General features: G+C 66.2%; 12 protein-coding genes. 1 reads left to right on the top strand and 11 read right to left on the bottom strand.

The window, feature by feature from the left end; translation table 11 throughout:
* Positions 1-16: 16 nt before the first annotated feature.
* From AC4D16_RS02845 to AC4D16_RS02800, 10 genes are all read right to left on the bottom strand, one after another.
* Positions 17-4,471, bottom strand: a complete 4,455-nt coding sequence (locus tag AC4D16_RS02845) for a matrixin family metalloprotease (protein WP_490953889.1) — start codon at positions 4,469-4,471, stop codon at positions 17-19.
* A 206-nt stretch (positions 4,472-4,677) separates the two neighbouring features.
* The gene (locus AC4D16_RS02840) at positions 4,678-5,217 is read right to left on the bottom strand and encodes a DUF7426 family protein (protein ID WP_490953888.1); all 540 of its coding nucleotides are present in this window, start codon (positions 5,215-5,217) and stop codon (positions 4,678-4,680) included.
* Between the two features lie 88 nt (positions 5,218-5,305).
* The gene (locus AC4D16_RS02835; RefSeq protein ID WP_490953887.1) at positions 5,306-5,776 is read right to left on the bottom strand and encodes a phage tail tube protein; all 471 of its coding nucleotides are present in this window, start codon (positions 5,774-5,776) and stop codon (positions 5,306-5,308) included.
* 24 nt (positions 5,777-5,800) lie between these two features.
* On the bottom strand, positions 5,801-6,226 hold the full coding sequence (locus tag AC4D16_RS02830; protein ID WP_490953886.1) for a phage tail terminator protein: 426 nt from the start codon (positions 6,224-6,226) through the stop codon (positions 5,801-5,803).
* Positions 6,226-6,567, bottom strand: a complete 342-nt coding sequence (locus tag AC4D16_RS02825; protein WP_490953885.1) for a hypothetical protein — start codon at positions 6,565-6,567, stop codon at positions 6,226-6,228. The genes AC4D16_RS02830 and AC4D16_RS02825 overlap by 1 nt, the downstream gene beginning before the upstream one ends.
* A gap of 8 nt (positions 6,568-6,575) precedes the next feature.
* Positions 6,576-6,905: a hypothetical protein gene (locus AC4D16_RS02820; RefSeq protein WP_490953884.1), complete on the bottom strand. Its 330-nt coding sequence runs from the start codon at positions 6,903-6,905 to the stop codon at positions 6,576-6,578.
* Complete coding sequence (locus AC4D16_RS02815) at positions 6,902-7,324, bottom strand: hypothetical protein (RefSeq protein ID WP_490953883.1); 423 nt, start codon at positions 7,322-7,324, stop codon at positions 6,902-6,904. The genes AC4D16_RS02820 and AC4D16_RS02815 overlap by 4 nt, the downstream gene beginning before the upstream one ends.
* A gap of 14 nt (positions 7,325-7,338) precedes the next feature.
* The gene (locus AC4D16_RS02810) at positions 7,339-7,629 is read right to left on the bottom strand and encodes a hypothetical protein (RefSeq protein ID WP_490953882.1); all 291 of its coding nucleotides are present in this window, start codon (positions 7,627-7,629) and stop codon (positions 7,339-7,341) included.
* Entirely contained in the window at positions 7,629-8,477 is an 849-nt protein-coding gene (locus AC4D16_RS02805; RefSeq protein ID WP_490953881.1) for a phage major capsid protein, read from the bottom strand. The genes AC4D16_RS02810 and AC4D16_RS02805 overlap by 1 nt, the downstream gene beginning before the upstream one ends.
* A 9-nt stretch (positions 8,478-8,486) precedes the next feature.
* The gene (locus AC4D16_RS02800) at positions 8,487-9,155 is read right to left on the bottom strand and encodes a hypothetical protein (protein WP_490953880.1); all 669 of its coding nucleotides are present in this window, start codon (positions 9,153-9,155) and stop codon (positions 8,487-8,489) included.
* Positions 9,156-9,245: 90 nt separating this feature from the next.
* Here AC4D16_RS02800 and AC4D16_RS02795 point away from each other — a divergent pair, with 90 nt between their 5' ends.
* Positions 9,246-9,554 carry a hypothetical protein gene (locus tag AC4D16_RS02795; protein ID WP_490953879.1) on the top strand — a complete coding sequence of 103 codons (309 nt, stop codon included), beginning with the start codon at positions 9,246-9,248 and terminating at the stop codon, positions 9,552-9,554.
* Positions 9,555-9,669: 115 nt separating this feature from the next.
* Here the strand turns inward: AC4D16_RS02795 and AC4D16_RS02790 are convergent, their stop codons facing one another.
* Positions 9,670-10,758, bottom strand: coding sequence for a phage minor capsid protein (locus AC4D16_RS02790; RefSeq protein ID WP_490953878.1), 1,089 nt, complete (start codon positions 10,756-10,758; stop codon positions 9,670-9,672).
* Positions 10,759-10,936 lie beyond the last annotated feature (178 nt).

Below are 10,936 nucleotides of genomic sequence, written 5' to 3'. Positions count from 1 at the left end.
CTCCTAAGGCGGTTCGTTAGACGCCGACAGCGTCAAAGGCATCCAACATGCGCCTGCGTTCCCGGTCAGCGAACTGCTCCGGGTTCTCGCCCACGTACTCGACGGTCGAGTGGACTGTCACCCCGCCCTGAGCGGCGGCGTAGTCCTTCTTGATCTGCTGCCACTCGTCGTACGGGGTGAACGCGTCCGGCTTCTTCCTGCGGTGGTCGACGATCTGCGGGCCGTCCGTGTCACGAAGCCACCCGCCACCGTCCATCAGCGTCGGAGCCATCGCCGCACCGCCGAAGAAGTCGCGGAGGTTCCCCGCGATGTCCCCGGCGATGTCACCGACCTTGTCCTTCGCGATGTCGAGACCGAGGCCGCCGACGCTCGTCGCCGTGTCCTTGATCTTCGACACCCAGTCGATGACCTGCTGGATCCCCGACCTCGCGAGCCCCCCGGAAGCGTCGACGAACATGCCGCCGCCCGGGAACGCGTCCGTGAGCTTCTTCATGAGCGGTTCGATCATCCCGACGAACGGGTTCGCGACCTCTGCCCCGCCTTCACCCGTCTGCCCTGTGCCGCCGGGGTAGAGCTGCTGCAGGGCGCGGATGTCGAACGGTGTCGGCGCCGCAGCCTGGTTGCCGAGGTTGGGGTGCATGATCGAGTTGACGCCCGTGAAGTGGGGGAGCCCGATCGCGTGACCCAACTCGTGGGCTGCGGTCTTTGTCCTGTTCGACGGGGACAACTGGTTCATCCACGACGGCGACATGTCGATGTTCGTCCCCGTGGTGTAGCCGAGGATCCCACCGCCACGTTCCCGCTGCGAAACCCAGCCCTGATGCCGCCCCATCCCGGTCTCGACTTTGATGCCGGCCGCGCCGTCCCACATGCGGGCGGCTGCCGGGAAGTTCCACGCACCCATGCCTTGGGCGACGTTCGCGTAGTAGGCGCCGTGGCGGGCGACGTTCGCGACGTTGCCGCCGAAGAACGCCTGCTGCCCGGGCATGGGCGTCAGGTTCGACGCCGCACCCTCCCGGTCCCCACGAACAGCTGCGTGGGCGGCTGCTGCGAGGTTGTCCTTGCCGATGGCAGCTGTCTGCGCCGCCGTGAACACGTACTCCTTGCCGTGGACGACGCCGGCCGCTTCGTTGACACCACCGTTGCCGGTGTAGCCTCCGTCGCGGAACCCCGGGACCTTCACGTCCGGCATGTTCTTCTCGTCGATGCCGGGCAGGAGCCTGAACGCCCTGATGAGGCCGCCGTTGACGACATCGTTGATGATGAACGACACTGGCTTCTTGGCTTCCTCCCTCAGGAGGTTCCAGGCGATCATCGCGCCGTCGACCGCGGACTCGAAGTACCCCGGAACACGATCCAGGGCGGTCTTCACCGTGGTGAACGCCAGTTCGATGCCCCGCTGAGTGTCCTGCACCCCGGTGACGATCTCGGCTCCACGGTCGACCACCGCGGTCTTCATGTCGAGCCACTTCGAGCCCCACCACACGGCCGTATTGGTCGCGTTCGTGCGGATGGTGAGGAGACTTGTCGCGGTGTCGACCTTAGCGTTCTGGGTGGCAGTCGTGAAGTCCCCGAGTGCCTTCGCCGCTACGGGCACGAAGTCGTCCCGCAGGAAGGTCCTCAGCCCTAGGTAGGCGTCCATCATCAGGTCGGTTTCGGCTTCGATGAACTTCCGGCCGGTCTCGGTCTCCGTCGCCCACCAGACAGTCGCCGCGACGATCGCCGCGACAGCCAGGACCGCGAGCCCGACAGGGCCCGTCAGCGCGATCCACATGAGTCGCGCTTCGGTTGCGATGTTTGTCAGGTTCCCCGCGAAGGTCGCCATCGCCCCGAGGAGGGCTGTTCCGGCGATGACCCCGAAGAAGATACCGACAGCGGCGGGGCTGCTTGCGAGGCCCGTGAGCACGGGCTCCATGAACTCGAGGATCCCAGCGAAGCCCTCAGCGAAGATCGTGAGGACCTCGACAGCCGTGGGGCCGAACTCCTCGACCACCGGGCCGACCGCGGCGAGGATGTCCCCGAGGGCCGAGAACAGGCCGGGCAGGAGGGGTCCGAGCTCGTCGACGCCGTCCTGCACGTGTCCGAGGAAGTCGGTGAGCCCTGACCCGAAGTTAGGGTCCGACAGGCCTGTGAACATGGAGCCCACGAACGTTCCGGCGATCTCCCCGCCCAGGCGCAGGAACTCCGCGAGGGCTGGCCCGCCGACACGGAACGCCTCGCCGATCGGCCCGAGAGCCGCGAGGAGACCTTCAGCGCCACCACGGGCGCCCGCGAAGATCGTCGCCATCGTCGACTGGAAGACAGGCCCGGAGACCGTGTCCTCGATGCGGTCGAGTCCGTCAGCGACGGAACCGAGGGTCGTGGAGATACCGCCAGCGCGTGCGGCGTCCTCAAGGCTATCAAGGATGCCCACCACCGACCCGAGGATCGAGAAGAGGTCCTTCGTGCCCTGGATGCCGTCGTCGATCCACCCGCGCAGCGACCCATCATCCGCTGCCGCGCTGATGAAAGCGTTGAACTCGGTCGCTGCGTCGCGGATCCCGCCGGCGAGGCGGGGCATGTACTCCATGCCGACGTCGGTGAGGGTGACGAAAGTTTCGACGATGGGCTCGATGGCGTCGTTGAGGACGTACGCGGCCTCAGTGGACCGTTCGAACATACGTTCGAGTACGCCGTTGCCGAGTTCCCTGTCAAGGGCCCGGATGATCCGCTGGGCACCCTGCCCGTAGGCGGTGGACAGGTTCCCGACGCCGCGCTCGAGCTGCGGGATGACGGTGTCCACGAGGGCGAGGAGCGGGGCGTCCATGCCCTCGAAGAAGTTCTCCTGGGCGATGTCCTGCACAGCCCCAAGCCGCCCGTAGGCGACGAGGAGGGCCGCTGCGACGAGCTTCGCTGACGGGGTCAGCTTGTTCATCGCGTCGACGGACTTCTCCGTCGCCGCTGCGGCTGCTTCGGCTTGCTGGACCTGGACGCGTTCGAGGTTCCGGTACGCGTCAGCGACGGACTCGGCGGCTTCGACCTGCGACTTTGCGGCGTCCTCGGCTGCGTCGGCGACCCCGCGCTGCGCGTCGGCTACCCGGCGTGCACTGTCGAGTTCGACCTTCGTGACGTCGGCGCGGGCATCAGCGAGAGCCTGCACGGCGTCGACGGAGCCCTGCTGTGCGTCGGTGAGGGACTGCTGCGCGTCAGTGACCCTGCGGGCCCCGGACACCCCTGCACGGGTCGCCTCCGCCTGCTCACGGGTCAGGTCAGCGGTGCGGTCCTTCGCCTCCTCCAACCCGAGGACGGCCTGCTCCAAGTCAAGCTGCAGCCCACGCATCTCACGGGAGCCAGCATCCCCACCCTCAGCAATCGCGGCGTTGAGGGCGGCCTGTGCGTCTTCGAGGCGGAGTGCTGCGTCCCGCTCGGACAGGCCGGCGGACGCGAGGGACCGGTTGAGGTCTTCGAGCTGCTCGACAGCTTCGGCGCGAGCCTCGGTGAGGTCCCTTTGGGAGTCCTCGACCCGCCGGTTAGCGGACTCGAGGTCGCGCTCCGCGTAAGCGACGCGGCGGAGGGCGTTGGCCTGCTGCTCGGCGTTGTCCTCGACCACGTCAGCGAGAGAACGCTTGGCGTCTTCCACCCGGCGTGCGGCTGCAACCTGCTGGTCCGCTGCGGACCGTTCCGCCTGCGCGACAGCCCGTGCCGCATCGGCGAGGGTCATCGCGTCGAGGCGTGCGCTGCCCGCGGATTCGGTGGTCTGCTCGGAGGCGGTCTTCATGGCTTCGCCCATGCCATTGAACGCGGACACGATGACGCCAGCGCCGGTCCCGACAGCGAACAGTGCTGCGGGCGCGAGGGCGGCGACACCCACGAGCTGCTTGACCGACCCGGCGAGGGTCAGGACGCTGCCCGACGCGGCGATCACACCTGCGCCGAGAGCCCCGATGGCAGGGAGGGCAGAGGTAGCCCCTACCGCGATCATCGCGAACGTGCGGACCACGAGGCGGCCCGTGCGGGTCCCGTCCCAGGAGAGGCGGTTCGCCATCTGGTGGAAGTCCACGCTGACGCGCTTCGAGTCCTTTGACATGCCATCAGCGGCGCGGGACTGAGCCATCTGAAGGTCACGGGACGACTTCGCCGTGGCGTCATGGGAAGCGCGGACCCGCTCATAGCTGGCTCGCACTGCCTTCTCCGCAGCTACAACCTGCGCTGACCCGTCAGCGCCCTTCTTCTTCGCGTCAGCGAGGCGGATCTCAGCGAGGCGAACGCCATCAGCGGCGTCCTTCTCCCGCGCCCGAGCGCGCGTCACTGCGGCGGAAGCGTTCTCCACGGCGGCGGCGAACTTCGCCTGCTGCTGCTGCAGCTTGTCCGTGGACTTCTGCCCCTCGGACGCGGTGTCCCGCATCCCCTGGCGGACCTTCCCCAGAGCCGACATCGCCGGTTTCTCGTCGAGGCTGATGATGCCAGCCAGTTCACCGAGGGTCAGCGCCATGGGAGGCCCCTATCTGCTAGTCACGGGATTGAGGGCCAACCCGATACGCGTCGGAGGCACTTGCTTCTCTTGCTTCGTGCCCGGGTTCACGACCAGCACCGGGGGCTTGTTGATCAGCCCCTGCACCCGGACCGTGAACCAACGCCACGACCGTTCGCGGAGGATCCCCGAAGACAGGTCGATGCCGAGGTCCTGGAAGTCGGCTTCTATGGCGTTCCAGTGGTGGAGGATGTCTTTCCACTGACGGCCTTGTCCGTGGCCTTCCGGGTACTCGTACCGGTCGCTGAGGCCCGTTTCCGGGTTGTAGGTGCCGCGGCCGTACGGGTCCGGGTCGCCGTTCGGCGCTCCGCCCTGTTCGGCATGCTCAGGGCTTTTCCCCCCGTTGCCACGTACGCCTTCGCAGCTTCGATGCCGGAGAACGTCCAGATCATGATGACCTGCGTCATGCGGAACATCCCGACCGCGGACACCCCGTCCTTCACGAGCTCGTCGTAGGTGTCGCCGAACACGCGGCGCTGCGTCTGTTCCTGCGTCTCACCGTCCGTGAGGCCTTCGACCTCGATGTCGGAGACGTCGTCGAGGTCCTTGCCTGCGGCCTGCGCTTCGGCGACGGCCTTGCGGGCGCTCTGAAGGATGATGACGGTTTCGGCGGTGAGGGGCCGGATCCGGTAGAGCTTGTCGCCCACGGGGATGAGGAGGGCGGGTTCGAAGAAGTCGGTCGATTCCTGCAATTCGGGGGTGGTCATTCTGTACTCCAAGGGTGAGAAGGGGGTTCCAAGGGTGAGAGTGGAACCTGTGGCCGGACGCCTTGGATCGTCCGGCCACAGGGGCTTGTTACGGGGTGACCGTGATCGTGTAGTCCTCGAGCTCACCGACGCCGGCGAGGGTGAACTCCGCCATCGTCAGGTCCGTGCGGGCACCGCCACCGATCGTGAACGAAGCATCAGCGACACCACGCACACCCGCAGTGCCGCCGTCCTGGAAGACCCGGAAGTGCACGTACCCGTCCTCGGCGAGGCCCTTGCCGGCGGCCCGGAGGATCGCCTGCCCGGGATCCTCGGTGAGGGTCGGGCGGGCACGCTTCACGGTGCCGGACATCTCGAAGGAGAGGCCCGTCGCGGTCTGCGAACCCCAGCCGGCGGAGTCGAAGTCCGAGGAGTCCTCGAGGTTCTTCGTCACACCGGGGGGCGTGAAGTTGGTGATGCCGCGGACCGGCACGTAGGTGGTGGGGGTGACCCCGTCCGTGTACGCCGCGACTTCGAGGACGAAGTCACCGACGACGCCGGGAACGATTTCGTTAGCCATGTGTTGCTCCTTGTGATTTGACCGCTAGTCGCGGCGATGTGTCCCGGTGCGGGTCAGTTGGATGTAGTAGTTGGCGCTGATCTCTTCCCTCTCGTTCAGGTCGAGCCCGTGAGAGGTCTGTGATTGCCGCCAGATGCGGACAATGGGGATGCCGCCCCACTCGACCCGTCGTAGGTCGTGGAGGGCGTCGAAGGCCCGGTCCGCGATGTCCTTTGCGGACGTGCGGGCTTTGGGTGCGCCGCGGATCCATAGTTGGAGCCCGAGGACGGAGTCTGTTGTGGCGTCGTCGCTCACCGGGTACGTGGTGAGCGCAATGGCCTTGTCGGCGGTGCCGAACCGGTCGATGCTGATGACGACGTCGGTGGCGAGGTAGGGCGGGTCCCAAGCGCCGACGTTTTCGGCGTCCAGGTACTCGCCGGCGGCTGTGAGGAGGTTCGTGGTGAAGCCCACTAGATGTCCCCTCGGATGCTCATGGCGATGATGTTGCGTATCGCCGCGTGGTCGTTGAGGGCGTTCTCGAGGTACTTCGCGGTGCGCCCGGGGTCGTGACGGAGCGTCATGTCCTCGTGCTGGCGGACCGCGTAGGCGGTGTCGTAGGAGACTGCTGCGCGGAGGCTGCTGCGGTCACCGGTGACAGTCCCTGACCGGCCGAGGGTGTACTCCTCGATGGGGATGACTTTGTTGGACTCGCCGAGGACGTGTTCCCCTGCGAGTAGGAGGCCCCGGTAGGCGGCGTCCTTCAGGTTGTCGTCGATGTTCGGGTCGAGGCGGAGGTTCCAGTCCTTGGACAAGGGGCCTCCTAAGTGACGAACACCTGCACATGATCGGGGAGGTCTAGCCCGTGGCTTTCGGCCAGCCCGACGCTGATGACCTCCGCCTGACGGTGGGGGAGGTTCACGGTCGTGCCGGGCTTGAACTGTTCGAAGAACTCCGGGGGTGCGGTGAGGGAAGACTCGGAGACGACTTCCGTGCCCTGCGCGTCCCTGACGAGCCGGCGGGTGTCGTCCACGAAGCACCGGATCGGGTCGGAAGGCTCACCCGGCGTTGATCCCCAAGGGCCTTCCGTACCTTCTCCTTCGATGGTGACCGCGTGGACGTAGAACTCTTCGAGCTCGTCCGCCGCACTCATACGGGCTGCCCGCCGACAAGCCCGGCTTGGTCGAGGATCAGCCACGCCTCATCGCACAGGGCCGTGACGGCCTCCGTGCGAGCCTTGTTGCTGTTCTCCACCAGGGTCACCGAGTAGTTCACTGACGCGCCCTTGATGGACTTCCCGATCGCGTGGCCCTTCGCTACTTCAGCGAGCGAACCGGCAGATGGATCGATGCCGTTGGAAGCCCAGAAAGCGGCCTGAGACGTCGTGGCGTCACGGAACGCCTCAGCTACCACCTGATCGGACGGCAGGCCCTCAGTGGTCGTCCTGTACAGGGCGGCACGGGTGTACCTGCCCACGAGGGAAGATGCAGACCGGAGGAGGCCCGCAGCGTTAGCCGGCGCCGGGCTCCCCGACCATTCGGCCAGGTCATCGGTTGTGGCGTATGTGCGCATGCGGGCCCCCTAGGTCACTTGTCGTCGAACTGGTCGCGGATCTCGTTGCGGGACATCGCCTCGAGCGCGTCGGGGAACTGGCCCTGACCGACCGCGTACTCCACCCATTCCTCTTTCGAGGCGTTGCCCGCGGGCTTCTCGAACTGGGCGGTACCGATAGGCTCCTGCGCGTCGACCGGGTTCTCCGGGTCCTTCGCGAGGAGCGAGTCGGTGTCCTCCGGGTCGGCCTGCACGTTCAGTTCGGCCCGGTTCAGCACGGAGTCTTCCTCCGGCTTCTCGTGGTACCGGCGCAGCATCATCCCCATCAGACAGCCCAGTCGATGACCAGGACGCCCGAGTCGTTGACGCGGTGCGTGCCGTAGTGCACGTTCGTCGTGACGACGTTGGCGCGCTTGAGGATGTCGCGGTCCTGCTCGACGAGGGGGCGGCGCTTGTACTTGATCGACAGGGCGCCGTTCTTTAGGAGCAGCGACCGGCCGGCGGGGATGCGGTTGGTGACACGGACGTTCAAGCCACCGATGTTGCCGATCAGGCCTCGCGTCATCAGGTCCGGCTGGGACTGGATGAACTGCGGGTCCTTGAAGATCGTGGCGCGCTCGGCGGAGTTGATGTACAGACCGGCGAACTCGGCGGGCTCGAAGTCGTCGTCGTACTCGGCGGTGGCGTCGACGATGCGGTTCCAGGAGATGGCGCCACCTGCGCGGAACGTCAGGGGTGCGGAGTCGATGGCGGGTGTGCCGTCCGAGAACGTGCGGCCACCCGTGTCGGTGCGGATCGCGGCGGCGTACAGGTCGGCGTCGAGCTTTCGTGCGGCGAGGATGCCGAACTGGCGGATCGCTTCGTCCTGCGCGTTGCCGAGGCCCACGAGGGCGGCGGTGTCGCTGATCTCGACAGCCTTGCCGGCTTCCTTGATCCGCGCTTCGGTCGCGGTCTGCGTCATCTTCTCGGTGGGGATGGGGACGAGCTCGGTGAGGTCGTTCATCTCGCCGAGCGCGTTCCACTTCGGGAACTTCACGACGTCGCCGGGGACACCGACGAGGGTGTCGTCCTCGGACGCTGCGGTCGCGAGGATGGTGCGTCCGGCGAACTCGGCCTGTGCGAGGTCGGCCCAGACTTCCGGGACGTAGAGGTCGGCGCTGGTTGTTTCAGCCATGATGGCTCCTTATCGTGGTCCGGCGAGGCGCCGGTAGAGGGTTGGGTCTGACTTGAACAGGGAGTTCTTCTCGGCCGGTGTCATGGCTTTGAATTTGTCCTGCGTGATTGCGCCCTCACCGGATCCACCTGTGAAGTCTGCTGAGCTCTGGCCCGCCGTCAAGGAGGCTTTAAGCTTCGGGTTCTGCTCGGCTGCCGTCGAGGCTGCCTTCTTCACCGACTCGACGAACTCGGGGTCCGCGGGGTCGAGGTCTTTGATAGCCCGCTCGAAGGAGCGGGAGTCTGTGACTGCGGCGGGGTCCACGCCGAGGTCCTTCGCTGAGCGCCAGACGACGAGTTCCGCGGCACTGTCCCGTGCGCGCTCCTGTGCGGCGCTGAGCTTCTGGGTGAGCTCGGCGGGGTCGGGCTGCTGCTCTTCGGGGAGGTGGATGCCGGCGGCCTTCGCGAGGGCTCGGACGATCTCCTGCTGCTGCTCCTCGGCCCGTTGCTCTGCGGTGGAGAGCTTGTCTCGGCGCCCGTTGGATTCCTTGCGGAGGTCCCGGATCATCTTCTGCACCGGATCCGGTAGGGTCTCGATCTTGCCGTCCCACGCTGCGGGCTCGACGACCTGCCACTCGTCAGTGCCTTGCGCGGGAGGCGTCTCGGCTGCCGGGGGAGTCTCTGGGGGTGTTTCGCTCATGGTTGCCTCCAAGGCGTTGTTTGCTGGTGGTTGTTGCAACCACTGCTAGTGGGTAAGGTGGGCAGACGCACACGACGGAAGAAGGAAGCGATGGAAGAAGGCTATGAACTAGTCATGCCGTTCTTGCCAGTGGAGTCCAAGGGTGGCCCGTTTGGGGATCAGGCGTATGTCGCCGGTTACCAAATGGGCATCCTCGACGAACGACTCCGCATTGGGCTCGACGTCATCATGACCCTGCACGAGTTGAACGCATCACAAGCCGATTTGCTCGCCATGCGATACGGGCACGACGTAGAGCGCGTCAGTGACGAAGGACCCTACGTGACGATGAAGTTCACGAAGAACTGGGACAAGTCACCTCAAAGCATTGACGAGAAGGACTGGGTGCCTGATGAATGAGCACCGCCCGGACACGTCTGAGCCCGGGTGGTGCGCGTGTGGTGGCCGGGGAAACCTGCACCACACCCCAAGGCATCGTGACTGCGAACCTCGCTGCGAGAACCCCATTCGACTACTAGCGGCTGACGAGTGAAGTCCTGTAGGCGAGGTTCTTGCGGTCGTTCGCTTCACGCCACTGCTTGAACTCGGCCTGCGTCTGGCGGAGTTTCGCACGAGTAGCACGCGCACCGGGGGAGTCCTTGCCGAGCAGCTCGTCGTCGACGATCACACGGCGCTTCCACTCACGCACCCTGCGTTCGTAGGCGCGTTGTCGTTGCCGTAGCGCGTCACCCTCAGGATCCTCGGTGCGGCCGAACCGTTTCGTCACCCCAGGGATGTAGAGGGTCTGTGAGTGCCGGCAGTTCGCGTGGTACAGGCCCGCCGTGGTTGCCGTGAGGACTGAGCCCTTGACCTCTGAGCCGTCGCTGAGCGTGTCGTAGGCGCGGCCGCTGATGGACAGCACTTGGCCCTCCCAAGGGCGGCAGAGGATGCATTCCTCGGGGGCGTCGGACACGATGACCAAGTCCATACCCAAGTCCTGCAGTCGGTCCGTGTGTCCTTCAAGGGAAGCTTGGGCGGCCTGAGTGCGTGCCGCCATCTCCGCGTACGAAGCGAGCGACCAGTCCCGGCCGGACACATCCCGGAACCCTGTGACGCCGCGCACCGCGTACCGCTTCAACGCTGCGGCCGACGCCTCCCGTCGCGTCAGAGCACCGGTCAGCATCTGCGCCGTCGTCTCACGCGTCACCCGCGAGTACACATCGTCCACCCACCGGAGGATCCGGAACGACGTCGGCTGCAGAACTTCCAGCGTCGCCCGCGTGAACGCCGCCACGGAAGGGCTGACGGGTGGTGCTGCGGTAGCTGCGGCGCCCAACCCTGCGCCCTGCAACTCCGTCACCGCCGTAGCCACGCCACGGTTGTACGCGAGCTGCATAGACCGCTCGACGGCGCCGGGGACGTTGTCGTTCAGGTCGTCGAGGAGGGTGGTGAGTTGCCGGTTGAGGTCCTGCAGGTCCGCGTATTTCCGGTCGGCCCACGATTCGGACTCGATGCCGCGTGCGAGTTGGCGTGCGAGCTTCGTGAGGACGATCTCCTCGGCCTCCGTGTAGAGGTCCCTAATTACCTTCACTAGCTCGACAGCGGAGTTTGGACTCAGCGGCATCGGCCCATCCTAGTCCGTTAGTTCTTCCATGTGAGGCTGAGTGGGCCTTCAAGGACGTCCCTCGGAGTCAGTGACTCAGGATCGTTGGATGACTCCTCGACATCCCCGGCTGGCAGCAAAGAGATGATGAGCTCGTCGAAGACCTCCTGTGCTGGGCGCCCGTTCAGGTAGTCCCGCA

This window comes from Arthrobacter sp. TJ-236, from assembly GCF_058269235.1.
The sequence above is the reverse complement of the archived record's forward strand: the minus strand, read 5'-3'. Positions and strand labels throughout refer to the sequence as shown.

Coding starts and splice junctions, on each gene's coding strand:
- AC4D16_RS02845 (WP_490953889.1), bottom strand. CDS start 4,471: ATGGCGCTGACCCTCGGTGAACTGGCTGGCATCATCAGCCTCGACGAG.
- AC4D16_RS02840 (WP_490953888.1), bottom strand. CDS start 5,217: ATGACCACCCCCGAATTGCAGGAATCGACCGACTTCTTCGAACCCGCC.
- AC4D16_RS02835 (WP_490953887.1), bottom strand. CDS start 5,776: ATGGCTAACGAAATCGTTCCCGGCGTCGTCGGTGACTTCGTCCTCGAA.
- AC4D16_RS02820 (WP_490953884.1), bottom strand. CDS start 6,905: ATGAGTGCGGCGGACGAGCTCGAAGAGTTCTACGTCCACGCGGTCACC.
- AC4D16_RS02815 (WP_490953883.1), bottom strand. CDS start 7,324: ATGCGCACATACGCCACAACCGATGACCTGGCCGAATGGTCGGGGAGC.
- AC4D16_RS02810 (WP_490953882.1), bottom strand. CDS start 7,629: ATGGGGATGATGCTGCGCCGGTACCACGAGAAGCCGGAGGAAGACTCC.
- AC4D16_RS02805 (WP_490953881.1), bottom strand. CDS start 8,477: ATGGCTGAAACAACCAGCGCCGACCTCTACGTCCCGGAAGTCTGGGCC.
- AC4D16_RS02800 (WP_490953880.1), bottom strand. CDS start 9,155: ATGAGCGAAACACCCCCAGAGACTCCCCCGGCAGCCGAGACGCCTCCC.
- AC4D16_RS02795 (WP_490953879.1), top strand. CDS start 9,246: ATGGAAGAAGGCTATGAACTAGTCATGCCGTTCTTGCCAGTGGAGTCC.
- AC4D16_RS02790 (WP_490953878.1), bottom strand. CDS start 10,758: ATGCCGCTGAGTCCAAACTCCGCTGTCGAGCTAGTGAAGGTAATTAGG.